The sequence below is a fragment of the Pseudomonas sp. IAC-BECa141 genome (genome assembly GCF_020544405.1).
Classification (GTDB): Bacteria; Pseudomonadota; Gammaproteobacteria; order Pseudomonadales; family Pseudomonadaceae; genus Aquipseudomonas.
In genome coordinates, this window is sequence record NZ_CP065410.1 from 1,927,960 (window position 1) to 1,952,350 (window position 24,391).

The following is a 24,391-nucleotide window of genomic DNA, read 5'->3' on the forward strand; positions in this document are numbered from 1 at the left end:
ATGGGCATTCGCGAGCTGATGGCCGATGTCGACGACGTCGTCTTCGAAACCTTGGGCGACCGTGCGCGGATCGAGGGGCGCATCGAACCGGTGCTGGGCATGTTCTCGGCGCCCTGGTTGCAACCGCGTATGGGGCGGATCAATACAGCCATTCGTGAGCCGCGCTTCGAGGTCCGCGTCGCTGACGCCGATGGTTTGAGCAAGGGGCTGCTGGTAAGCGTCGACGTACCGGAACTGGACGGTGGTGGGGATTACGACCTGCTGCAGCTTGAGCCTACCGGTGACGGTCTGGTCGCCTTGATTTTGAGGAAACGACCATGAGTGTCGGCAGCTACTTCAAACCCTCGGCCGGCGGCGGAATGATCTCGCTGCAAACCTCGGCGGCAGACCTGAAAGCTTTTCAGGATTTCGCCGCTTTGGTACCCAAGGCCGCTGCTGCGGCACAGCGGCGAGCCATCAACAAAACGTTGCGATGGCTCGCCACGCAAATTGCTCGCGCCGTTGGCCGACAGGAGCGCATTGCGGTTGCTGCTGTGCGGCAGCGGCTGCGAGCTTACCCGGTCAGCGGTAGTGCGAACAGCGGCAAGCTGTGGTTCGGCCTCAACGCCATGGAAGCCAGCCGCATTGGCCGGCCTCGACAGAGCCGTTCCGGTGTGTCAGTGGCGGGGCGTCGCTTTGAGGGGGCGTTCTTCAAGAAGGTTTACGGCAACAGCGCGGACGTCTGGATCCGTACAACCAGCAAGCATTTCAACGCTAGTGACTACCCCGACAGCGACGTCAGTGGCGCGGGTGGGGTCAGTTCGGGCTGGATTGCCGAACACGGCAGTCGTTTCCCGCTGGCGAAAGCCAAGGTGTCGCTGGAGCAGGCGCGGCCACACTTCGAAAGCTGGATCCGCAAGGCCGACGAACAGTTGCTGCACGTCCTGCAGCAGGAACTCAATTTTGAACTGTGGAAACACCTGAAGGGGACATGACATGACGGACCAAGTCGATGAGCCGTTCAGCCTGGAGCAGTTGTATCAAGCCATTGAACGGCATATTCAGGATCACCTGCCAGGTATTCAGACTGTTGCAGTCTGGCCGCACATTGATGATCGCATCGCATTGCCGGCGGTTCTGATCGAGTTGGCAGAGATGGAGCCGGGACTCGATCCGGGAACGGGCGAAACGGGTCTGTCCTGCAAGTTTGAGGCGCGGGTGATTACCGACCCGATCCAGCCCGATCACCATCAGCAAGCGGTGTTCATCGCCGGGCAGTTGGCCGTGCTGCTGCGAATGCAGTCGTGGGGTGTGGAAGTCGAACCGGCAGAGTTTGTTCAGGCCATGCAGGACTGGACCAAGCCGGAGCTGGACGGCTACACCGTCTGGGTTGTGGAATGGACGCAGCAGATCTACCTCGGTGAAACGCAATGGCCGTGGCCTGATCAACCACCGGGCACGTTGCTGTTCGGCGTGGAGCCTGACACCGGTCTGGCCAACAAGGACAAGTACTTTGCGCCGGAGGATCTACCATGAGCGGCGGCTACGTTAGCGCCCAGCATGACCGCATGCTCGCCGGCCTGGTTAAGGACTGCTACGTGGTGGCGGTGGATCTTACGGCGTCACCACCGGTGTGCCGCGTTTCGGACGGTGAATGGGTCAGCGGTTGGGTGCGCTGGCATAGCGTCGCCGCCGGCAAGGCACGGCACTGGCGAGCGCCAAGCCTGAATGAGCAGGGCACCTTGATCAGTGCCAGTGGCGAAGTGGCACAAGGCACGTTCATTCCCGGCTTATACGGTAACGGCGGGCCACCGCCTGACAACCGTGACCACGTCGAAGTCTGGCGCTTTGAGGACGGCGGATCCCTGATCTACGACTGGGAAGCTAAGAGCTACACCATCAGTCTGCCAACCGGCACCGTCACCATTAAGGTCGGGTCAACTCAAGCCGAGGTGACCGACAGTGCTGTCACTGTGAAGTCGGGAACGATTGCTCTCGAAGCCAAGGTGAACATCAAGGGATCGCTGCACGTCACCGGAGACATCACCAGCGACGGCGCGATCCTGGACACGACCGGCAACAGCAACCACCACAAACATTAGTGAAACCATCCATCTCGGCCCGCCTTGTGCGGGTTTTTTCATGCCCGGAGCAATCATGGCCAAACCTCAAGACGATACATCGGGGCAGGATCCTGTCGCCGTAATCCTACCGGTTCCGATCACATCCGCAGTGAAATTTCGCGACGCCCTCTACACCTCCCGCACGGTGGTTCTGCCGGACGGTCGCACCCTTCCCGTGGTCAAGAGCCTGGTCATGGTCGAGGCGGGCGATGACGTCGCGCTGAAATACCTCAAGGCTCACCCTGAATACGAGCAGCTCAAGGAGTAGACCCGATGATCGGAATGGATCGCCACACCGGGCAGCCCATCTCCGGCATCGAGCATCTACGTCAGTCGGTTGCGGACATCCTCGGCACACCGTTGCTGAGCCGCCGCGAACGGCCGGAGTACGGCAGCAAGCTGCGGCGCATGGTCGACCTGCCGATCAACGAAGGTTGGAAGAGCGCGGCGCAGGCTGAGGCCGTGCGGGCACTCAACCAATGGGAGCCGCGACTCAAGCTTGAGCGCATCGTGGTTGTCTCCGTCCTCGGCGGGAAAATCAATTTCAAGATCAGCGGCGAATACCTCGGTGAGCGCGGCACGTTGGAGGTGTGGGTATGAGTACCCTGGTAGATCTGTCGGAGCTGCCGGCACCGGACGTGCTGGAACCGCTGGACTTTGAAGACACGTACAGCGAAGCGCTGGGCGTGTTCCGAGGGCACATGGGGCAGAACTGGACCGCCTCGCTGGAAAGCGATCCAGTGACCAAGCTGCTGGAGGTCGGCAGCTACATCAAGCTCGGTAACCGAGCACGCGTGAACGACGCGGCCAAGGCTCAGCTACTGGCCTACGCCACCGGCGCCGATCTGGATCACCTGGCCGCCAACGTCAACCTCAAGCGCCTAGTGATCCAGGCGGCGGATCCTCTGGCTGTGCCGCCGATTGCAGCGGTCATGGAATCCCATGATGCGTTGCGTGAGCGCGTGCAACTGGCCTATGAAGGGTTGACCACGGCCGGCCCCCGCAATAGTTACATCCTCCATGCACGGAACGCTTCGGCGCTGGTCGCTGATGCCACGGCGGAAAGCCCAGCGCCGGCCTGCGTGGATGTCACGGTGCTGGGACTTGAGGGTGACGGTACGGCCGAACCGGAACTGCTGGCCTTGGTCGCGAAGGCGGTGAACGATGACGACGTGCGGCCCGTTGGTGATCGCGTCACCGTGGGCGGCGCCGAGATCCTGCGTTACCGGGTCGACGCCGTGCTGCACATGAAAGGCGCCGGCCCGGAGAACGACGCGGCGCTTACCGAGGCGATTCGTCGATTGGGAGCCTGGATCAATCCACGGCGCCGGCTGGGCGTCGAGGTAGCTCGGTCTGGGGTCGATGCGCAGCTGCATGTTGCCGGTGTTGCGCGAGTGGAACTGAAGGATTGGCAGGATCTGAAACCCACCAAGGCGCAGGCCGCGTACTGCACGGGTTACACCGTCGTGCTGGGAGGCTGACATGCGCAGTCTTTTGCCGCTCAACAGCACTCCCCTGGAACGGGGTATCGAGGCGACCTTCGCCGAGACCACGTTGATTCCGTTGCGCACGTTGTACAACCCCGACACCTGTCCGGAGCACCTGCTGCCGCATCTGGCCTGGGCCTGGTCGGTCGACCGCTGGGATCCAGCCTGGTCGGAACCGGTCAAGCGCTCGGCCATCAAGGCGTCGTTCTTTATCCACAAACACAAGGGCACCATCGGTGCCTTGCGCAGAGTCGTCGAACCGCTGGGTTACCTGATCGAGATCGTCGAATGGTTCAACACGGTGCCAGAAGGCGTGCCGGGCACCTTTGCGTTGAAGGTCGGGGTGCTGGATACCGGCATCACCGAGGAAATGTACCTCGAACTCGAACGCCTGATTGATGACGCCAAACCGGTTAGCCGCAAGTTGACGGGTCTGGCCATCAGCCTTGAAACGCAAGGCAACCTGAATGTGGGTGCATGCCTTTACGACGGCGACGAACTCGACATTTACCCGCCTGAAATGCAGGACATCAACGTCACCGGCAACTTCGGTGTGGTTGGGCGGGAACACTCCATTGACACCTTGGACATTTATTCATGATTGATGAGAATTCGAAGTTCTTCGCGATCCTCACGGACGTGGGTGCCGCCAAGCTGGCGAATGCCAACGTGCTTGGGGTTCCCTGGAACATTACACAGATGGGCCTGGGCGATGCGAACGGCACTGACCCGCAGCCCAGCGCCAAGCAAACCAAACTGATCAACGAGTGGCGCCGGCGGCCGCTGAATCAGCTACGCATTGATCCGGTCAATGCGGCAGTAATCATCGCCGAGCAGGTGATTCCAGCCGATGAGGGTGGCCGCTGGATTCGTGAGGTCGGACTGTACGATGCGGACGGCGACCTGGTCGCGGTGGCCAACTGCGCGCCGAGCTTCAAGCCAGTTCTGTCGCAGGGTTCGGGACGCACGCAGGTGGTGCGGATGAACCTCATTGTTTCCAGTACCGCACAGATCAGCCTCAAGATCGATCCGGCGGTGGTGCTGGCAACGCGCGAGTGGGTCGATTCACGCATTCTTGAGGAACTGAGCAAACTCGACATCAAGCAGTCGGTGCGAGCAGCCACCACGGCTAATATCAACCTGGTCGGTTTGCAGGTGGTGGACGGGGTTTCGTTGAACGCCGGTGACCGGGTACTGGTGAAGAACCAGACGTTGGCCAAGGACAATGGTCCATGGGTGGCGGCGGTAGGTGCTTGGGTGCGGGCCAAGGATGCGGACAACAATACCAAGGTGACGCCGAATCTGACGGTGGCGGTCGAGGTTGGCGCAACTCAGGCTGACACGATCTGGCAGCTGGTAACGGATGGCCAGATTGTTGTGGGCACCACCGCACTGACGTTCAAGGACATCACAGACGGTTTTGCCCGGTTGTTCTCGCCGACGTTCTCCGGCAACCCCACGGCCCCCACGCCTGCGCAGTTCGATAGCAGCAAGTCGCTGGCGACGACTGAATTTCTCAAGCGGCGCGGTATCGAGTTCTCGGGGTTCACGACCAGCGATGCGAGCCTGGTGCTTTCGGCGGCGCACGTCGGAGGCCTTCACAGTTTCTCCGCCGCAGCACAGCTCACGGCGACCTTGCCGCCGACAGCAGGTGTTGCGCAGGGAGCCACGATCACGTTGGTCAGTGCTGGCCCGGGTGGCTTGAAAGTCGTGGGTTCGGGTACAGACGTGGTGTACACCTCGACCGGTGTGGCCGGGCCTCTGGTGTTGGCCCTGGGCGACACGGCCGAGTTTATCCGCCTGCAAGACCAGTGGCGACTGGTCGGCGGTTCGGCGCTATTGCGCTTTGCAGGCACGATGAGCGGCGCGCACTTCATCACGCAGCCGCAGTTCGATAGCGGCAAGGCGCTGGCCACGACGGAGTTTGCGCAGCGAGCACAGGGGAATTTTGCCGGGCGTGTGGATATCGGGGCGTTGCCCGCTTCACTCACTGCCTCGGCTGCTGGCTGTCGTATTGTGCTGGCGGCGTCAGGGACGCTGACCCTGCCGCCTCTGACGTCGGTGCCCAGTGGCACGAATTTTTATTTATTCAACTCCGCGCCTGGAGTGATCACCATTGCTCGTCAGGGTGCGGATTTTATTGCCGCGCTTACCGGCAATTTGCTGACTTCTGTGACTCTGCAATCGCTTTCTACCATCGTGATAACGGCGGGGAACGGGCAATGGGTCGTTGAAAGCGGATTGTCTGCTTTGAAATACGCGCCAGAGTTCGCTTGTAATAATGCCGTGGCCGGCTGGGTCAAGAACCCTAGCGGTTTGATCGAACAATGGGGCGTAGGGACAACGGATGCCAATGGTCAAGTTTACGTTTCTTTCCCGTTAGCCTTTTCCGGGGCCGGTGTGCGTAACGTTTCCCTATTGCATCAAGGCGGGCTGCCTGTGATGGCGTGTGTCGTCGCAGGAACTTTGAATAATTCCGGCTGCACTCTCCGCGTTGCGCAGGCCTCGGGCGGTCAAGCGGGATGGTCGGTTCTTTGGCGAGTAATAGGTTTCTAATTATGGATAAAGTTATTTTCTTTAGTCCTTCTACCTGCGGGGCTTACAGGTTGGATGTGCATGGCTCTGATATGCCAGCGGACGTGGTGGAGGTGCCCGAGGGCAATTGGCTTGGACTGCTCAAAGAGCTTGAAACCAGTCCTAAAAAAATGTCGTCCCGCCCCGACGGTCAGCCAGTGCTGATCGATCCGCCGCCGCTGGATGCTGCCGAGCTGGGGGCAATCGAGCGGGTTTGGCGTGACGCACAGTTGGCCCTGACTGATCCGTTGGTGTCTCGCCACCGCGACGAACTCGAGGAGGGTGGCGCGATTTCGCTCGCGGTCGAGCAGTACGCGGAGTTGCAGGCCTATCGCCGGATGTTGCGCGACTGGCCGCAAGGCTCACAATTCCCGCTCGCAGAACACCGACCGCTGGCGCCGACCTGGTTGGCAACGCAAACCACCTGAACGCCCCGCAATGACGGGGCGTTTTTCATTGCGCCTCACGCAACACCAACACCTCAAGCCTCGCAGACACGCGGGGCTTTTTCGTTTCTGGAGAACGAGCCTTATGAGTTTCTTTCACGGCGTCACGACCACAGCGGTCGACACCGGCGCGCGCACCATCACGCTGCCGTCTTCCTCGATCATCGGTTTGTGCGACACCTTCACGCCGGGTGTGCTCGGCGGCGGCACTGCCAAAGCTGGGGAACTGAAGCTGATCACCACTGAGCGCGAAGCCATTGCAGCGTTTGGTGCGGATTCGGCAATTACCCGAGCCTGCCAGGCGATCTACAAAAAAGCTAAGGCGGTGATCGTCGCCATCGGCGTGCCGAAGATGGACGACCCCGCGCTGCAGACCTCGGCGATCATCGGCGGCGTCCTGGCCTCCGGCCAGCGTACTGGCCTGCAGGCACTGCTCGATGGCAAAAGTCTGTTCAACGCCCAACCGCGTTTGTTGATTGCACCTGGTCATTCGGCCACTAAGGCGGTGGCCACCGCCATCGATGGTCTGGCGCAGAAGCTACGCGCCATCGGCATCATCGACGGGCCATGCACCACCGACGAAGAAGCCATGGCCTACGCCGACAATTTCGGCAGTCGCAACTTGTTTATGGTCGATCCCGGTGTGCAGTTCTGGGATTCAGGAGTAAGCAAGACGGTGGATGCTCCCGGCTCTGCCTGGACCTCCGGCCTGTTTGCTTGGACGGATGCGACCTACGGTTTCTGGGCCTCGCCGTCGAACAAGGAGTTCACCGGCATCACCGGCACTACTCGCGCGGTCGAGTACCTGGATGGCGACGAGACCTGCCGGGCCAACCTGCTCAACAACGCCAACATCACCACGATCATTCGCGACGACGGCTACCGCCTTTGGGGTAACCGCACGCTGTCGAGCGATCCGAAGTGGGCGTTCGTCACCCGCGTACGCACGCTGTTCATCCTCATGGATGCGGTGCAGGCCGGCCACAAGTGGGCGGTCGACCGCTCGATCACCAAGACCTACGTCAAGGACGTCACCGACGGCCTGGAAGCGTTCATGCGCGACCTGAAGAACCAAGGTGCGGTGATCAACTTCGAAGTGTTCCCGGATCACGAATTGAACACGGCCAGCCAGATCGAGCAGGGCAAGGTGTACTGGCGTATCCGCTTCACCGATGTGCCGCCAGCTGAAAACCCGAACTTCCTTTTTGAGGTCACCAACGAGTGGATGACCGAAGTGCTTGAACCTGCCTAAGGAGGCACCCTGATGATTCCTGAAGTTCTCTCCAACTGCGCCGGGTTTATCGACGGCGTCAGTTTTGCCGGCGAAATGCCGAGCCTGACCCTGCCCAAGGTGGTGCTCAAAACCGAAGCCTATCGAGGTGGCGGTATGGCCGGCGAGGTCGAGATCCCGACCGGCGTGGAAAAACTGGAAGCCGGCTTTACCACCAACGGTGTGCGGCGCGAAGCGCTCAAATTCTTCGGTTTGTCCGACCGCACCGCCTGCAGCGCTGTGTTCCGAGGTTCGTTCAAGGGGCTCAAGGGCAAGGTCACCCCGGTGATCGTCACCATGCGTGGCGGTATCAAGGAGGTCGACATGGGCGACTGGAAGGCCGGTGAGAAGGCTGAGACCAAACACAACATGGCATTGACCTACTACAAGCTCGAAGTCGCCGGCCGGGTGATTTACGAGATCGACATGCTGGGCATGGTGCTGGTCATCGATGGCGTCGACCAGCTCGCAGACGAACGTGCGGCCCTGGGCCTTTAAGGATTACAAACAATGAAGCAAGACATGCAATCGACCACTGATAAACCGCTGCCTAAGTGGCTGCAGCTGTCCGACGAAGGCTTTCGCATCAGCCTCAAATACCCGACAGAACTATCAGGTGTCACGGTGGACACCCTGATGATGCGTGCACCGTGCGTGCGTGATGTGCGAGCTGCGCAGGCGGCCTCCAACGGTGATGCTGAGCAGCGCGAAATGTCGCTGTTCGCTTCGCTGACCCAAACCCCTGAAGCGGATCTGATGAGTCTGAAGATGGTCGATTACCTGCGCCTGCAGGCCGGCTACTTTCGCCTGGTCACGGACGAGTAAATGCGACGGCAATACGTTGAAGATCCTGGCCAAGCGCATGGCCAAGGAGACCGGGTTCTCAGCAGCCGAGATCCTGGCCATGCCCTTCAACGAACTGGTGTGGTGGCTCTCTGACTGAGCCACCGCTCAACTCTTTCCGACGCATAAGGCACGCACATGGCGAAGAACCTCGCGCTTGGCTTTGTCATTGGCGGCGCCGTCGATCAGACGGTAGGCAAAGCGTTCAAGGACGTCGAAAGCAAGATCAAACATCTGGATTCGGTGGGCAGTAAGGCCCGAGTCCTGCAGAACACCATCGGCGACACCATGCGTCTACGCGAAGAGTGGCGCAAGGCTCACGCGACCGGCGCCGAAGGCGCGGACAAGCTGCTGGCCAAATATGAAAAGAACCTCGCGCTGCTCAAGAAACAGGGCGTCGAGGTCGGACGGCTGAGCAAGGCTTACGCGACCATGGGCCGCGTCGCCGCCGGTGCCGAACTGAAAGCGCTGGGACACCGGCAGATCGAGGAGGGGCGGGCCGGCCTGAAAAGCACCCTCGGTCAGGCTGGTGCGCTGACTGCCGCCGCAGCCATCCCGACCAAGGTCAGCGCCGACTACGGTGCGATCATTCGCGACATCGCGATCAAGGCCAACATTGCCAATTCACCGGAAGAGGCGCAGTTGTCCAAGACGGTGATCGACACGTCGCGCGACACCGGCATGGCGCGCAACCAAGTGGCCGAGGTAGTCAACGCGCTGGTCGGCGCCGGTATGGAGCTGGACAAGGCGTTGGCTTATGCACCGACGGCGGCCAAGTTTGCCGTGGGCCAAGGATCGGATGGCACTGAAACGGCCAAGATGATCAACGCACTGGGACAGAACGCCAAGATCACTGACCCCAAGGTGATGGAAAAAGCGCTGGAAGCCATCGCCTATCAAGGCCAGGCAGGCAGCTTTGAAGCGGTCGACATGGCCAAATGGTTCCCCGAGCTGCTGGCCGGCATGGGCAAGCTGGGTATCACCGGCATGGATTCGGTGACGCAACTGGGCGCCATGCTTCAGGTGCAGATGAAGACCGCCGGCGGTTCGGACGAAGCGGCGAACAACCTCAAAAACTGGATGGAAAAAATCGGCTCCGGCGAGACGGTCGACGCTTACAAAAAGGCCGGTATCGACTACAAGGGCTCGATGCAGACCGGTTTGCAAAACGGCATGTCCACACTGGAATCCAGTTTCGCCCTGGCGCAGAAGTACATCGAAGCGACCGATCCGAAACGGGCCGCCGAGATGGCTAAGGCCACAGCCGCGATCAGCAAAGAGGCTGATCCCGAAAAGGCCAAGGCCATGATGAAGTCTTTGGAGGAGGCTTTGCGCACCGGTGACCTGTTTGCCGACATGCAGGTGAAAGCGGCTCTGACCGCGTACATGCAGAACAAGGATCTGTACAACCAGCTGAAAAAGGATTCGGCCGATGCCACCGGGATCCTCGACAAGAACCTCGCCGAACGCCGGCAAACCTCAGCGCAGAAATGGTCCGAGATGGCCCAGTCCATGGATGACGCCATGCGCAGCATTGGCGATGCGATCCGGCCGGTTACCGACGCAGTGGCTGACGGCATCAACAACGTCAGCCGCAAGCTATCAGGCTTCGCCGATGAGTTTCCACGGGTCACGCTCGGCATTGGTACGGCCGTGGCTGGGCTGGTCGCACTCAAGGGTGCCGTCAGCGCTTTTAAGGTCGGCAAGGGGCTGATGAACCTCGGGCGCGGCACGCTGATGGGCAACCCGAACATCCCGCAAAAAGTGATCGTCACCAACCTGCCGGGTGCCGGCGGTGGATTGGATGCCGGTGATCTGGATGGCGGCGAAGGCAAGAAGGACAAAGGCGGGAAGGACGGGAAGGCCGGCGAAGGCAAGAAGAGCAAAGGCAGCCGGGGCGGCGGTCACGAAGGCGGCGGTCGCGGTGCCAAGATCGCCGAAGGCGTCAAGGGCCCGGCGTTCTTCGCGGTGGTTGATGCCGGCTTCAAAGCCTACGACACCTACGAAAATGCGGTGACTCAGGACGAAAAGGCCGAAGGCTACGGCGAGGCAGCAGGTGGGCTGGCCGGCACTTTGGCCGGTGCAGCTGCAGGCGCTGCTATTGGTTCGGCGGTGCCGATCATTGGCAACATCGTTGGCGGCATGATCGGCGGTTATCTCGGTTACATGGGCGGCGACGCAGCGGGAGGTTTTCTGGGAAAAAAACTGTTCGGCACCGACGAGTCGCTGAAGCGTGTACCGGACGCCGGGCCATTGATGATGGCCGATGCCGGAAAAAACCTGCCGCCGGTGATGGGTGACATCGCCCGATCATTCGCGCCGAAATCCGCCCCCGGCCCGCTTGCGCCGGATGCAACTTCACCTGCGGTGCCCACGGTCAGTAAGTTGCTCCCTGAGCGCCCAGCCGACGCTGCAGCGCTGGGCGATGTCGCCCGCTCGTTGACCACGCCTGCTAGCGCTCTGATTCCACCACTTCTGCTGGCCGCGCCGATCCCGGCACCCCGATCCGAAACACCGAAGGTCGAACAACGGGTCGAGATCTCGGCGCCGCTGCACATTACCGTGCAGGGCGATGCCAAGGATCCGGCACAGATGGCGCGGGAGCTACAGCCCTTCATCGCGCAGCAAATGCAGCAGGCCACACAACAGCTGCAGAACCGCAAACTCTACGATGAACCGCATGTGTAAGGAGGACTGATGGCCTACATGGAACAGCTGCAGTCAGGGCTCAAGCTACTGGCAGCGGCCGGGGAGACCGGGCGGCGTAGCCTCGACGGCATGATGGGACCGGTCAACGGCGCGATCAGCGAGATCAGCGGCGCGGCCTCGGAGCTGGAAGGCATTCCGATTGTCGGTCCGGCAGTCGGTGAAAAACTGCAGCGCGTGATGCGCGGGGTGAACGCCGCCCAGGCCAAGGTCGGGCAGGTGGTGGCCACCTACAACAAAGCCACGCGAGCTGTGTCGCAGATCGATGAACGCATGGGCGAGTTGAAGGAGCAGGCGGCGCGAGCGTCGACCGCGATCACCAAGATTGCTGGCAAGGTCAGCCCGTCGCTGGGGAATATCCTGCCCACCGGATCGCTGGCCGGTGACGCGACGCCGGTACCGGAAGCGGTGAAGCCATTTCCGCACCTGCTGATCGTACAGCCGCTGGATCCCAAAGCGGTTTCGTATTACTTCAACCTAGACACCGCCGCCTTCGAGGAACTGCGGCGCTCCACGGAATACCGCTGGGCCTCGCAGGAACGCCTGACCCGGCGGCCGGCGCAACAGGCGGTTGGCATTGGTGAGGAAAAGATCACGCTCAAAGGCGCGATCTTTCCGGGCTTCAAGGGTGGGATCAAGCAACTGGATACGCTGCGCAGCCTCGGCGCTCAGCAGCTGCCGCTGACACTTACCACCGGCTATGGCGACGTGCTCGGCACCTGGTGCTTGAAGAGCGTCGATGAAGAACAGAGCGCGTTGCTGCAAGGCGGGATCCCGCGCAAGCAGGCGTTCACTTTGGAGTTTGTGCGTTATGGCGATGACCTGCAGAACGTCTGACGGGGATCTGCTCGATACCCTGTGTTACCACGCTTATGGGCATCTCAGCGGAACGGTCGAGGCTGTTCTCGATGCCAATCAGGGGCTGGCCGATGAGCCGCAGCCGTATCGCGCCGGCATCGTGATCGAACTACCGGACCTGCCTGGTCCCATTCAAGAAGGCCTGGTACTTTGGAATTGATGGTCTACAGTCATAGCGTAGCCGTTGTTGTACCTGCAGCTACACCCCTTCAAAACCCGCCTTGTGCGGGTTTTTTTATGGAAAAAATAAATGACCCCAAACTTTCGTGTCGTGGCCGACGGCGCCGACATCACCCAGCGGATCAATGACCGCTTGCTGCAGCTGAAAACCACCGACAAACCCGGTATGGAGTCCGACGAGTTTGAATTGCGCATCGACGACCGCGACGGCGCGGTGGTGCTGCCGCCGCGCGGAGCCAGCATCGAGATTTACCTGGGCTACGCGGAAACCAAACTGACCCGCATCGGCCGTTACGTCGTCGATGAGATCGAGCTGTCCGGCCCGCCGGACACGTTGGTGATCAGCGGCAAGGCCAGCGACATGCGCGGCAGTGGCAAAACCACTCGCAGCGGCAGCTGGGAAAATGTGCCGTTGTCGCGGATCGTCGCTGATGTCGCCGCACGCAACGGCTGGCAGGCGGTCTGCCCGGTGCAGACCAAGGTGCCGCGCGCCGATCAGCTCAACGAGTCGGATTTCAATTTCATCACGCGCTTGGCCAAACAATACGACTGCACGGCCAAGGTGGCCGACGGCAAGTTGTTGGTCATGCCACGGCAAGCGGGGCAGAGCGCCTCGGGCAAGGCGTTCGGGGTGGTGACTATTCAGCGTCGGGATGTAAGCCGCTTTCAGTTCCGACTCGGCGACCGCAATACCCACAAGGCCGTGTCGACCAAGCACCAGGACAAAAAGACTGGAAAGCTCGCCGTGGTCACCCTCGACAACGACGAATCGCCGGATGGCTTGCCGCCGGTGCACACCGACCGCCATATCTACCCGAACAAGTCAGCGGCCGAGGCGGCAGCCCAGGCGCGTCTCACCGCATTCAACCGCTCCACGGCCGGCGTTCGGCTGGAGATGGCGGGGCGCACTGATCTGTTTGCCGAACGATCAATCAACGCCCAGGGCTTTAAGGTCGGGCTCGATGGCGAGTACCTGGTCGACTCGGTGGAACAGGTATTCACTCAGGCCGGCTGGAGCACGACAGTCGAGTGCAACGGCGGCAAAAAGGGTAAGGCGAAAGCCAAAGGCAAGAAGAAAAAGCCGGCGAAGGATCTGAAGGTTGTTCAGATCAAGCAGTAGCGCGGCATTCCCATCACCCAGGAGAAATTCATGTCACTAACGGAACAACAGCTGCAACGCATCATGCCCAACGCCCGCCGCCAAGCGGGCGTTTTTGTTTCCGCGCTCAATGCCGCTATGGCCTACCGGCAGATCAACACACCGAAACGCCAAGCCGCATTTCTCGCCCAGGTCGGACACGAATCCGGCGAGCTGAATTACGTGCGCGAATTGGGCGGTGACCAGTACCTGAGCAAGTACGACACCGGCACTCTGGCCGTGCGGCTGGGTAACACGCCCGAGGCCGACGGCGATGGCCAGCGTTACCGGGGCCGGGGCCTGATTCAGATCACCGGCCATAACAACTACCTGCGCTGCAGCTTGGCGCTGTTCGGCGATGAGCGATTGCTGCGCACGCCGGAGCTGCTAGAGTTGCCGCAGTGGGCTGCCGAGTCGGCCGCGTGGTTCTGGTGGGTTCGCGAGCTGAATGCCCTGGCGGATCAGGGCGAGTTCGAGGCAATCACCCGCAAGATCAACGGCGGCCTGAACGGTCTGCAGGAGCGCCTGCAGTTGTGGGGGCGGGCGAGGGCGGTGTTATGCGTCTCGGCGAACTGATTCCGGCGCCGTATCGGCTGCTGGTCAGCGTGTTGCTGCTGGCAATTCTCGCCGGCGGATCCGCGGCCACCGTCTGGCAAATTCAAGATTGGCGCTACGGCAAACAGCTCGCCGAGCAGGCGCGCCTTCATACCGAAACCCTCAATCAACTGGCCCTGGCCTCGGCCGCACAGCAGCGTGTCGAACAAGACAAACGCCTCGCGATCGAGCAGCGTCTGGCAGCCAGCGAACAAACCCATTACCGAGCCTTGAGCGATGTCCAACGTGATCAAGGTCGCCTGCGCGACCGCCTTGCCACTGCTGATCTGCGCCTGTCAGTCCTACTCGATGCCGCCACCGTTGCCGGCAAAGGATCGGTGTCAGCCACCACCGCCACCGGCGGCGTGGTTTATGGCCCCACAAGAGCCGAACTTGACTCAGCGCATGCTCAACGAATTATCGGCGTCACCGACGACGGCGACCGGGGGCTGATTGCCCTTGCAGCCTGTCAGGCATACGCCAAAGAAGTCTCAGCACCGAAGTGAAAAAGAGCGGCCGGTCCGGATGCGCCAACATCCGGATCGACCGCCGTCCCTGCAGATTGTCCCTGCAAGTCCAGCCAAGGCTCTTGCTCCGTGCACAAAGCGCGGCGAGCCTAGCACCTGTTTATACATACAGTAAAGGTCTTGCTTTTATGTCTACACCCATCATCCCTTGGATGGGCGGCAAACGCCGCCTGGCCGACCGCCTCCTTCCGCTTTTTCCGCCACACGAATGCTACGTCGAAGTCTTTGCCGGCGGAGCCGCGCTGTACTTCATGAAGCCCCAGCCATCGCCGGTCGAAGTCCTCAATGACATCAACGGCGACCTGGTCACGCTTTACCGCGTCGTGCAGAACCACCTCGAAGAGTTCGTGCGCCAATTCAAATGGGCGCTCAGCTCGCGACAGGTGTTCGAATGGCAGAAAATGACCCGCCCCGAAACCCTCACCGACATCCAGCGCGCCGCACGATTCTTCTACCTGCAGCACCATGCCTTCGCCGGCAAGGTCTCCGGTCAGACGTTCGGCACGGCGACTACCGCTCCGGCCATCAACCTGCTGCGCATCGAGGAAAATCTCTCGGCCGCGTGGCAGCGCCTGTCCGGCACCTACGTCGAAAATCTCCCCTGGCTTGAATGCGCGGAACGCTATGACCGTGCCCATACCTTCCACTACATGGACCCGCCTTACTGGCAGACCGCCGGCTATGGCGTGGACTTTCCGTTTGAGAACTATGAACGGATGGCCGACTTCATGGGCCGCTGCGAAGGCAAGGTGATGGTCAGCATCAACGATCATCCCGATATCCGCCGTGTGTTCAAAGGCTTCCACTTTGAGACTCTGGACATCCGCTACACCACAGCCAATCAGCGGCAGGGGAAGGCTGAAGTCAGTGGCGAGCTGGTAATCATGAACTGGGAGCCGGTAGTGTTGGGTGGATTGTTCTGACGGATGTTGGTTGTCATTTCTTTAGTCCCCGCCCTCCCGTTTATCCGATATTTCCTACAAAAATTGACCGAGTGCCGTTCTGAACGTTAACTGTATATTCGTACAGTATCGGAAGTCGTGCGTCATGAGCTTTTCAATCCTAAGCCCTATTGCTGTGGCCGGTCGGAAATTACCTCTCTGTCTTTTTCGGGTGCCGGCAGGCTTTCCTTCGCCGGCAGCGGATCACATCGAAACCCATATCTCGCTCGACGAAGTGCTCAATATTCGTGCCCCGCATGTTTACTTGGTGAGAATTGCCGGAGAGAGCATGCAGGGCGCAGGAATCTTTGACGGCGATTTGGCGGTAGTGGATCGCTCACTGGAGCCGGCGCACGGGCATATTGTTGTTGCGCTGCTTAACAATGATCCGCTTTGCAAGCGGCTGTGCATCCGTGGAAAAGAGGTGATCCTCCTGTCTGAAAATCCCAAGTATCCACCGCGCTACGTGCTGGAAAGCGACGAGCTTGCGATCTGGGGCGTGATCATTGGCAGCGTGCGCAGTCATGTCTAAGCGAGTGCCGGTGTTCGGCCTGATCGATTGCAACAGTTTCTACGCCAGCTGCGAGCGAGTGTTTCGTCCTGACCTGGCAAAGGTCCCCATCGTTGTCTTATCGAATAATGACGGCTGCGTCATCGCCCGCAGCTACGACGCCAAGCCTTACGTGAAGATGGGCGAGCCGTACTTCCAGATCAAACACAAGCTTAAGCAGCACGGCATCGTCCCGTTCTCCTCGAACTACGCGCTTTACGGAGACATGAGTGAACGCGTCATGACGCTGATTGAGTCGATGGTGCCGGCCGTTGAGGTCTATAGCGTCGATGAAGCCTTCGTCGAGCTCACCGGCATCAACGATTTGGACGGCCTTGGTCGAAAAATTCGGAGTCAGGTACTGAAGTGCGTTGGCATTCCAGTCGGGGTTGGTATTGCTCAGACCAAGACACTGGCCAAGTTGGCCAACCATACGGCCAAACGCCTACAGGCGCAGACGGGCGGTGTCGTCAATATTTGCGACCCAACTAAGCGTGACTGGGTGCTGCGCAACACTGATGTTTCAGAGGTGTGGGGTATAGGGCGTCGAATGAAAGCGCACCTGGATACGATGGGAATCAAGAGTGCGATGGATCTGGCAAAAGCTGATCCTTGGACGCTACGTAAAAACTTCAGTGTGGTGATCGAAAAGACGGCGCGAGAACTGGCCGGCACTCCCTGTCTGGAACTCGACGAGCCCGAACCTCCGAAGCAGGAGATCTGCTGCAGTCGAATGTTCGGCACCCGGCTGACGGAACTGGCACCGATCAAGGAGGCGGTGGCCACGTACATGATGCGAGCCTCAGAAAAGCTCAGGGCGCAAAACTCGCTGTGCAAGAAAGTGCGCGTGAGCATTCGCACCGGCATGTTCAATCCGGAGGAGGCGAAGTACGCCAATGGTGTGGTGATCGATATGCCTTACCCCACGGATGACGTCCGGCTACTGACCAAGTCCGCAGTCGATGCGCTGGATCGGGTATATCGCCCAGGGTTCAAGTACAGCAAGGCGGAAGTATTGCTGATGAACCTGTGTCAGCCAGGTGAATACACGGATGATCTGTTTGCGGCTTCTCAACCGACTGAATCTACCAAGGTCATGGCCGTACTTGATCAGATCAACGAACGGTGGGGAAGGGGGACGTTGCGAGCAGCTAGCGTCCCTAGCAACCCGGAGTGGGCCATGCGGCGAGAAATGATGAGCCAGAGCTACACTACACGGCTGGATCAGCTATGGACTGTGAATTGCAAATGACTCAACAGATGCGCTGATAGTCGCGTTTATATCGTGCATAAGCACTGATACCTGCCGAGTACAAAGCGAGGGCAGGGACGATACACGATGATCAGGCAGAGGCTCTGGCTTTTGGGTATAACAAGGTAAGAATGGTAGTAATTAACAGATCTGGCGACCACTGTTTGTGCAGATAGGTGATGTGAGCGGGAATAGTGGCGGGTTCCAAAAGGTGTCCGGAGGTGAGAATAGAGCGTACCGCCGGCCATTTTGCCCTAACCATTTCAATGAACTCACAGCCCTGAATCTTTCCTGGTAATCCCTGGTCGACAATCACCAGCGAACAATGGGCGTGCGTGCCAAGAAGATAGTTGAACGCCTCGTCAGCGCTGGTGAAAAGCACGGATTTGGCCCCAATTTCGTCGAGAATATCCTTTACCAACATCCGTATAACTGGATCGTCTTCGACCACGATTACAGTCCCGAAGATGGGGCGAGCCAACTCCCAATTCGCGTTCATCAATCAGGCTCCAAGGATTGGTAAGCCGCAATTGCGACGAACGCAGTTCTATCACCCTACTCCTTATAGTTGTACACGGCGATGCTTTTCACGGTCGGAGCCTAATTCTTTTTTCTGATGGCACACGGCTATGGCATGAGCACCGAGGTCCTAACGTCCGCTAACGGACGTTCGCATGCGACCGCTATCGGCCAGAAGCGGACATTCACATGCCACCGCTATCGGCAACCAGGGGATGCTCATGAGCGACCGAGCCGAGTCCAGACAGTTCGGGGCGTCAATACGAAACCAGTATTGAAGTGGAGATTCGCACAAGAAGTTTCTTGCTCTCAATCGAGACGCGTCCCGCTCCAAAACTCATTCTCAATTTTTAGAATTTCCTTGCGCTAAATCAATGCGCTATCCGCCTGATACAACACTGCAAGGAAGTTTTATCTCCATGAAAGCAATTAAGTTTCTGATGCTCGCCTCGGCTGCATTCACGATGACCAGTAATGCCTTCGCCGCCGATGGCACCATAAATTTCACCGGTGAAATTGTCGCTGCATCTTGCGTCGCTTCTGCAGGTGCAGGCTCCACCGTGGGTGGCAGCGCTGGTCAGCAGATTGTCGATGTCAATCTCGGCAAGATCAGCATGGACGCTATCAATGGTGCAGGTGAAGGCAATATCGCCGCCGGCACTGCTATCAACCTCAACCTGGACTGTGGTAACACGGCTGCCGGCCTTACAACTGTCAAGTTTAGTTTCGACCCGATGTCCGGCTCCGGTGTCGATCCTAAAAACAACAGTCTGCTGAAAATCACGGGCAGTGCTGAGGGCGTGGGCATCGGCATGTTTGACGATAACAACCAACTAATCAACATGTCTGGCAACGAAACCTACTCTGCTCCTTTGGTCGTTGAAGGTGAAGGTAAAGACGCGAAGTATTCAGCAGCTATGCGCATGCGGGCTTCTTACGTAGCCAATGGCGCCGAGCTAAAGCCCGGCACTGCCAATGGCACTCTGCCGTTCACTCTGACATACGAGTAAATCGTCCTAAAAAAGGGAGGGCTTATATGTCCTCCCGTTTTCTGCGAGTCGCTGATGAATACCGGTAACTTTGTTCGTATCTGCGTACTGTTCACGCTCTTATTGCTATCTGGAGTAACACTCGCAGGTATTCAAGTGAGTGGGACGAGAATCGTTTTTCCAGCGTCGGATCATGAAGCTTCGCTTCAGGTTCGTAACGAGGGTAACGATGACATTATGATCCAGTCTTGGATTGAGGCGGGTGCAGGAGAGGCCAATGGTGAAATCCCTTTTGCGATAACACCATCACTTGCACGCCTTAGCTATCGCAAGCAGCAGACGTTGCGCATTTTCTACCAAGGCAAAGGGCTGCCAGAAGACCGGGAGACTGCAGTCTGGGTGAGTGTTCAGGAAATACCTCAGGTCAGTGGTTCAGAAAACAGCTTGCAGGTGGCTTTCCGTCAACGCTTGAAGTTGTTTTATCGCCCTAACGGTTTGCCAGGGAGCGCAGATGAAGCCGCCGGCACGTTGAAGTGGAATATTCTGAGAACAGCAGGCCAAGCAGTATTGTTGGTAACCAATGACTCAGCCTTTCATGTCTCGTTCGCCAAGGTGAGCGTAATCGCGGATCAGAAAGAATATGTACTTGAGCCTACCATGATTGGTCCGCGTGGCTCCCAGAAGATGGCAATCAAGGGACTTCCAGCGTCGGTCGGAGGCGACGCACAAGTTGTCTGGGAATCTATCAATGACTACGGCGCGCTGATCGATCACAAGGCATCGATCAAATTCTGACGTAGCTGCATCTTTTTTAGCAATGTGATCCGCGCACGCCATGGGGAAGTCCCCAGTATTCCCCGTGCACAGGAAGTCGCTTTTTGACGGAATTTCGGCCTTATTCCATGCAAATTAGAAAATACAGAAGGAAGTCGCGGAAGGCGTGTGCTCAGCAGAAGCCTAGTAAATATCTTTCCTGCTTGGCCGCTGCAAGTATGTTGGGCGCTTCTGCTGCGTCCGCTGCGCAGTTCAACCCAATGTTCTTGAAGGACAAAGGCGCAAAGGTCGACCTGCGTTTCTTTGAACAATCAAATGGCGTAATGCCTGGCGTTTATAGCGTTGATGTTTATCTAAACCAGCGTCTTGAGCGACGCCAAGATATCTCTTTCGTTGCTGACGAAGATACGCCAAATGCTGATGCGCACCCCGTCCTGAGCTTCGGTTTGCTTCGTGAATTAGGTGTGGACGTCGAGCGGCTACTAAAAGAGGGCATTGTATCTAAAGGAGTTACAGAAGAAGAGCCCGTTAGCATATTGCGTATAGACGGGGCGGTAGTGGAAATGGATGTTTCCAAGTTGTCTCTGTCTATCAGTATTCCACAGGCGTATATCAAGCGGCGTTCGCGCGGCTATGTTGATCCATCGCTGTGGGATGACGGGATCACTGCTGCATTTACGAACTATCAGCTGAACTTCAACCGTAATACGGGGGGGGATTTGAGAGTAACTACGGGTATCTCGGATTACGTAACGGCTTCAACATAGGGCAATGGCGCTTTCGTAACAATTCTTCGCTCAGCCAGAGCACCGGTATGTCGCGAAGCTTTTCAAGCAACCGCACCTATCTTGAACATGACGTGACGTCCATCAAAGGCCGATTTGCAGTCGGACAGCTTTATACAAATGGCGACATTTTCGACAGTAGCCGCTTTCGAGGAATTCAGCTCGGTTCAGACATCGGTATGCTTCCTGATGACGAATCAGGTTATGCACCCGTTGTGCGCGGCATTGCTGAAACCCATGCCACTGTCGAAGTTCGTCAGAACGGTTACGTTATCTACTCTACCACTGTCTCGCCAGGTGCCTTTGAGATTCACGATATTTATCCTGGTGGTTCCAACGGCGACTTAGAAGTCACGATCATTGAATCCGATGGACGTCAGCGCAAATATACTCAAGCATATTCCTATTTGCCGGTGATGGTACGGCAGGGGACGTTCCAGTACAGCCTGTCTTTGGGCAAATACGACAACGAAGGGATGGAGTCTCCGAATTTAATTCAGGGAACAGCGGTCTACGGTGCAACCGATAATCTGACCACGTATGGAGGTGTGCTTAGTGCCGAAGGCTACAACGCTTTTAACTTTGGCCTCGGCCTGAACACGGGAATGGGGGGATGTCGCTCGATATCACCAACAGTCAATCGCGTCCGGATACTGGCAAGGCCACAACCGGGCAAAGTGCGCGCTTTCTTTATTCGAAAACTCTCAATAGCACCAATACAACATTCACGATGGTGGGTTACCGTTATTCCACATCGGGTTATCGAACGCTAAGCGAGCACATTCAGGAAAACAGCGAAGCTGACCAACAAAATTTCATCAGTGGTCGCCCCAAGAGTCGACTCGATCTGAACATCAACCAGACTATTGGTGGGCGTGGTTCTGTTTTTGTCAGTGCGGGTGAGACTAACTATTGGAACCGTGCCGGTAGTACCCGACGTCTGCAGCTGGGGTACAGTGGTAGTGTTGGCGAAGTTACCTACAGTATTACTGCTTCACATACGCAGAGTGGTGGCCGATCGCGGGAATCAGATAACCAACTTGCGTTCGCCGTGAGTATTCCCTTTGGTTCTAGTTCCCGTTCTCAGCGTGTATATAGCAACTTTACCCGTTCGGTCAAAGATGACGACAGTCTTCAGACTGGGGTTTCAGGTTATCTCGACGATGCCGGCAAGCTCTCTTATTCCGCCCAAGCGGGTACCTATGGTAGTCAGCGTTCCAGCAGTGTCGGTATGGGCTGGGATGCTCCAATGGCCAAAGTGGCAGGAAATTACTCGATGGCTGGCTCCTCCCGTCACATGGATCTATCCGCGTCTGGGTCTGTGGTCGCTCACAGTAGTGGTGTCACTTTTGGCCAACCTGTCGGCGAAACTTTCGCGCTGGTGGAGGTGCCGGGTGTCAAGGGCGCAACCGTCAATGGCGCAACTTCACGTACCGATAGCTCCGGATACGCGATTGAAAGTTACGTACAGCCTTACCGTTATAACGATATTGGTCTCGACACCCAGACACTTGGCACAGATGTGGACGTTCTTGAAACTTCTGCGCGAGTTGTGCCGCGCCGTGGGGCTGTGGTCAAGGCGCACTTCGATGCATCGTCTGGAAGACGTGTGCAGATCGATCTTGTACTACATGACGGAAAGAAGCTGCCATTTGGTGCTCAGGTAGAAGATGAGGGGGGCAAATTATTGGCAGTGGTTGATAACCAGTCGCGTGCACTGGTCTTCGGTATCAAGAATGAAGGATGGTTGAAAGTGAAGTGGGCGGACGGAATATGCTCCGCGCCTTATAAGTTACCTCCAAAAGACAATGCGTTGACCTATGACCGAATGAATATCACCTGCGGTTTTCAGGCTGATCGAGGAACCAAAAATTGAAGTGTCTAATGTCTGTTTTTTTAACCATTTTTTTCATGATGATAGGTAGTAATGCCAGAGCAGATAATTCTGCCAGATGTTATTGGTATGTAGGTGGTGTCAACCAGTATGTTAAAAGATTTTTTACTTCTGCGCCTTCGCCAAAAACACTTTATTTCGCTAAGATTGGCGATCGAATGGCTTATCAGTCAATAAATCTGGCGGCGCAGAGTTTAAATTACGTGAAGTGCCCAGGGTTAACATCTATTAATTTTACTTATACGATGGATGGTGAATTGGTTGATGGATTTAGTGATGTATATCAGACTAACATACCAGGGGTTGGAGTGCGTATGAAAAATCCGGAGCTCAACCAGAGTGTGCCCTTTTCGGGGAGTGGTAGAAGCTGTGCAAACTGTGTGGTAGGGCTTCCGAATAAATTTGACGTTGAATATGTTCGCACTGGTAGGGATGTGAAGACGGGGAATGTTTCGTTGAACTTTAAGGTTCGCGCTATGTTTCAAGACTGGGATGCTGCAGAAATTTCAATTATTGGTACGAATGAACTAAGCTCGCAAACCTTTTTTTCTGGATGTTCTGGTAGCAAAACTCAAGACATCCCTCTTGGTAAAGTGGCGATTGCTCTTCTTGAACAACAGACACCTCGCAATGTTGGCCTAGAAATCTTGTGCACCGGAGTTTTACCAGGGACGAAACTGCCCTTGAAAGTTTACTTTGAAGGGAGCAATGACGGCCCAGGGATGCTCAATCTGACACCAGGCGGCGCGGAGGGTATTGGTATCTCGCTGACCACGGCAAGCGGAGTGAAGCTACCTTTCAATAAGGCAGGGGGGCTTGCTATGAAATGGGTGAAAACCGAGCAAGACGGCGAATTGTATTCCTTCGATTTCGACGCGAAGTACGCACGCAAAGGGGGTGTTGAACCAAAACCCGGGCGGGCGGATGCTGTGTTGAACTACATCCTGGATTACAACTGAAGCCACTGTTTGCAGGTCGAGTGTTCAATGCTCGACCTACATGAAATCACGCTGCAAAATTATTGTTTCGCGAGGTGAGTCCCGCTAGGAGGGATTCAAATGGCATCGGGCGTGCGCAGTAATAGCCTTGCCCGATCCTTACTCCCATCTCTGACAGGCAGCAACGCTGCTCTTCCGTTTCTATTCCTTCCACAACCAGTTGTATGCCCAGCTCTCTAGCCAGCATGACCGTCGTCCGGGCGATACTGCGGTGTTTTGACGAACTGAGTATCTGCCGCGTGAATTCGCCAGCTAGTTTAATTTCATCGAAAGGTAGTTGGCACAAGCGAAACAGCGACGACTGGCCTGTCCCATAATCGTCTAGTGACAGACGTACACCGAGCTGACGAAGGCGAATTACACTCTTAATACAGACTTCGTCCGCTATTGTAGGACCATCCTCTGTTATTTCGAAAGTTACCGATGCCAAAGGTAGGGGATGCTTTTCTAGGCGACTGATCAGCTTTTCGAGAAAATTGGTATTGGATAATTGTGACAGGCTTAAATTAAAGGCGAATCCAAATCTATGACCTTTGTCGTGTAGGACAATTTGATGAGCAAGACCTTGCTGGAGGAGGTTGTGCAGCAAATCATCGAGCAGATTTTCGCGGAACATCGTTGGTATGAATACGGCGGGTGCCAAAAGGCCATGGTCAGGATGCTTCCATCGCGCAAGGACTTCCACTGAAAGCAGTGCATTGCTGTTCAGATCAAATTTCGGTTGTAGAAACGCCTTGAATTCGCCTTGACGCAACCCTTTACGAATTTCTTGGGCCTGCACTGTGTCAGTCTTTAACTGTGTGTCAGGTCGATTAAGGTCGCTGTCGGTATTTATGATGCAGAATGCAGTGCGCATGTCGTGAAGCCCTGGTTAAAATTTTCGACCAAGGGTATGTGAGTAATTAATTATGGCTTCAGAGATGTATCTGGATTGAATTCGAGATAAATCTTGAATTGGCCTGAG

27 protein-coding genes and 1 pseudogene are annotated in these 24,391 nt (G+C 57.3%); 26 read left to right on the top strand and 2 right to left on the bottom strand.

All coding sequences use genetic code 11. The features are described 5' to 3' along the window. The 22 genes from I5961_RS08835 (at position 1) to umuC (ending at position 17,468) form a co-directional block, all read left to right on the top strand. A complete protein-coding gene (locus tag I5961_RS08835; protein WP_227234949.1) occupies positions 1 to 321 on the top strand; it encodes a hypothetical protein in 321 nt (106 codons plus the stop codon). Further along, positions 318 to 974 carry a hypothetical protein gene (locus I5961_RS08840; protein WP_227234950.1) on the top strand — a complete coding sequence of 219 codons (657 nt, stop codon included), beginning with the start codon at positions 318 to 320 and terminating at the stop codon, positions 972 to 974. Before I5961_RS08835 ends, I5961_RS08840 begins: the two co-directional genes overlap by 4 nt. 1 nt (position 975) lies before the next feature. Next, entirely contained in the window at positions 976 to 1,515 is a 540-nt protein-coding gene (locus I5961_RS08845; protein ID WP_227234952.1) for a hypothetical protein, read from the top strand. Next, the gene (locus I5961_RS08850; protein ID WP_227234953.1) at positions 1,512 to 2,081 is read left to right on the top strand and encodes a phage baseplate assembly protein V; all 570 of its coding nucleotides are present in this window, start codon (positions 1,512 to 1,514) and stop codon (positions 2,079 to 2,081) included. The genes I5961_RS08845 and I5961_RS08850 overlap by 4 nt, the downstream gene beginning before the upstream one ends. A gap of 55 nt (positions 2,082 to 2,136) precedes the next feature. Then, positions 2,137 to 2,370, top strand: coding sequence for a hypothetical protein (locus I5961_RS08855; RefSeq protein WP_227234955.1), 234 nt, complete (start codon positions 2,137 to 2,139; stop codon positions 2,368 to 2,370). A 5-nt stretch (positions 2,371 to 2,375) separates the two neighbouring features. Further along, complete coding sequence (locus I5961_RS08860) at positions 2,376 to 2,702, top strand: GPW/gp25 family protein (protein WP_085683149.1); 327 nt, start codon at positions 2,376 to 2,378, stop codon at positions 2,700 to 2,702. Beyond that, positions 2,699 to 3,583, top strand: a complete 885-nt coding sequence (locus I5961_RS08865) for a baseplate J/gp47 family protein (RefSeq protein ID WP_227234957.1) — start codon at positions 2,699 to 2,701, stop codon at positions 3,581 to 3,583. The genes I5961_RS08860 and I5961_RS08865 overlap by 4 nt, the downstream gene beginning before the upstream one ends. Before the next feature lies 1 nt (position 3,584). Continuing rightward, positions 3,585 to 4,190 (top strand): phage tail protein I, encoded by a 606-nt coding sequence (locus I5961_RS08870; RefSeq protein WP_227234958.1) that lies wholly within the window; start codon positions 3,585 to 3,587, stop codon positions 4,188 to 4,190. Beyond that, on the top strand, positions 4,187 to 6,145 hold the full coding sequence (locus I5961_RS08875) for a phage tail protein (protein WP_227234960.1): 1,959 nt from the start codon (positions 4,187 to 4,189) through the stop codon (positions 6,143 to 6,145). Before I5961_RS08870 ends, I5961_RS08875 begins: the two co-directional genes overlap by 4 nt. 2 nt (positions 6,146 to 6,147) lie before the next feature. Then, entirely contained in the window at positions 6,148 to 6,591 is a 444-nt protein-coding gene (locus I5961_RS08880) for a phage tail assembly chaperone (protein ID WP_227234962.1), read from the top strand. A gap of 103 nt (positions 6,592 to 6,694) precedes the next feature. Beyond that, the gene (locus tag I5961_RS08885) at positions 6,695 to 7,861 is read left to right on the top strand and encodes a phage tail sheath family protein (protein WP_227234963.1); all 1,167 of its coding nucleotides are present in this window, start codon (positions 6,695 to 6,697) and stop codon (positions 7,859 to 7,861) included. Between the two features lie 12 nt (positions 7,862 to 7,873). Next, complete coding sequence (locus I5961_RS08890) at positions 7,874 to 8,377, top strand: phage major tail tube protein (protein ID WP_085683143.1); 504 nt, start codon at positions 7,874 to 7,876, stop codon at positions 8,375 to 8,377. A 12-nt stretch (positions 8,378 to 8,389) separates the two neighbouring features. Next, positions 8,390 to 8,704 carry a phage tail assembly protein gene (locus I5961_RS08895; RefSeq protein ID WP_227234965.1) on the top strand — a complete coding sequence of 105 codons (315 nt, stop codon included), beginning with the start codon at positions 8,390 to 8,392 and terminating at the stop codon, positions 8,702 to 8,704. A 156-nt stretch (positions 8,705 to 8,860) separates the two neighbouring features. Further along, positions 8,861 to 11,410 carry a phage tail tape measure protein gene (locus I5961_RS08900; RefSeq protein ID WP_227234967.1) on the top strand — a complete coding sequence of 850 codons (2,550 nt, stop codon included), beginning with the start codon at positions 8,861 to 8,863 and terminating at the stop codon, positions 11,408 to 11,410. Positions 11,411 to 11,419: 9 nt separating this feature from the next. Then, positions 11,420 to 12,265, top strand: coding sequence for a phage tail protein (locus I5961_RS08905; protein ID WP_227234968.1), 846 nt, complete (start codon positions 11,420 to 11,422; stop codon positions 12,263 to 12,265). After that, positions 12,240 to 12,446, top strand: a complete 207-nt coding sequence (locus tag I5961_RS08910) for a tail protein X (protein WP_227234970.1) — start codon at positions 12,240 to 12,242, stop codon at positions 12,444 to 12,446. The genes I5961_RS08905 and I5961_RS08910 overlap by 26 nt, the downstream gene beginning before the upstream one ends. 90 nt (positions 12,447 to 12,536) lie before the next feature. Beyond that, positions 12,537 to 13,586 (top strand): phage late control D family protein, encoded by a 1,050-nt coding sequence (locus I5961_RS08915; RefSeq protein WP_227234972.1) that lies wholly within the window; start codon positions 12,537 to 12,539, stop codon positions 13,584 to 13,586. A 30-nt stretch (positions 13,587 to 13,616) separates the two neighbouring features. After that, positions 13,617 to 14,180, top strand: a complete 564-nt coding sequence (locus tag I5961_RS08920) for a glycoside hydrolase family 19 protein (protein ID WP_227234973.1) — start codon at positions 13,617 to 13,619, stop codon at positions 14,178 to 14,180. Further along, entirely contained in the window at positions 14,162 to 14,704 is a 543-nt protein-coding gene (locus I5961_RS08925; RefSeq protein ID WP_227234975.1) for a lysis protein, read from the top strand. The genes I5961_RS08920 and I5961_RS08925 overlap by 19 nt, the downstream gene beginning before the upstream one ends. 149 nt (positions 14,705 to 14,853) lie before the next feature. After that, entirely contained in the window at positions 14,854 to 15,648 is a 795-nt protein-coding gene (locus I5961_RS08930; RefSeq protein WP_227234977.1) for a DNA adenine methylase, read from the top strand. A gap of 124 nt (positions 15,649 to 15,772) precedes the next feature. Then, complete coding sequence (locus tag I5961_RS08935; RefSeq protein WP_227234978.1) at positions 15,773 to 16,198, top strand: LexA family protein; 426 nt, start codon at positions 15,773 to 15,775, stop codon at positions 16,196 to 16,198. Beyond that, positions 16,191 to 17,468: a translesion error-prone DNA polymerase V subunit UmuC gene (gene umuC, locus I5961_RS08940; RefSeq protein ID WP_227234980.1), complete on the top strand. Its 1,278-nt coding sequence runs from the start codon at positions 16,191 to 16,193 to the stop codon at positions 17,466 to 17,468. Before I5961_RS08935 ends, umuC begins: the two co-directional genes overlap by 8 nt. 91 nt (positions 17,469 to 17,559) lie before the next feature. Here the strand turns inward: umuC and I5961_RS08945 are convergent, their stop codons facing one another. Then, positions 17,560 to 17,967, bottom strand: a complete 408-nt coding sequence (locus tag I5961_RS08945) for a response regulator (protein ID WP_227234982.1) — start codon at positions 17,965 to 17,967, stop codon at positions 17,560 to 17,562. A gap of 439 nt (positions 17,968 to 18,406) precedes the next feature. Between I5961_RS08945 and I5961_RS08950 the strand changes: the two genes are divergently transcribed. The 4 genes and pseudogenes from I5961_RS08950 to I5961_RS08975 all read left to right on the top strand — a co-directional run bounded on the left by I5961_RS08950 (position 18,407) and on the right by I5961_RS08975 (position 23,388). Then, positions 18,407 to 18,997, top strand: coding sequence for a fimbrial protein (locus tag I5961_RS08950; RefSeq protein WP_170929786.1), 591 nt, complete (start codon positions 18,407 to 18,409; stop codon positions 18,995 to 18,997). A 54-nt stretch (positions 18,998 to 19,051) separates the two neighbouring features. Continuing rightward, positions 19,052 to 19,771: a molecular chaperone gene (locus tag I5961_RS08955; RefSeq protein WP_085700737.1), complete on the top strand. Its 720-nt coding sequence runs from the start codon at positions 19,052 to 19,054 to the stop codon at positions 19,769 to 19,771. A gap of 197 nt (positions 19,772 to 19,968) precedes the next feature. Further along, positions 19,969 to 22,411: pseudogene (locus I5961_RS28790) on the top strand (fimbria/pilus outer membrane usher protein). An 8-nt stretch (positions 22,412 to 22,419) separates the two neighbouring features. Further along, a complete protein-coding gene (locus tag I5961_RS08975) occupies positions 22,420 to 23,388 on the top strand; it encodes a fimbrial protein (protein WP_227234985.1) in 969 nt (322 codons plus the stop codon). A gap of 46 nt (positions 23,389 to 23,434) precedes the next feature. Here the strand turns inward: I5961_RS08975 and I5961_RS08980 are convergent, their stop codons facing one another. Continuing rightward, positions 23,435 to 24,283, bottom strand: coding sequence for an EAL domain-containing protein (locus I5961_RS08980; RefSeq protein ID WP_227234986.1), 849 nt, complete (start codon positions 24,281 to 24,283; stop codon positions 23,435 to 23,437). Between the last annotated feature and the right edge of the window lie 108 nt (positions 24,284 to 24,391).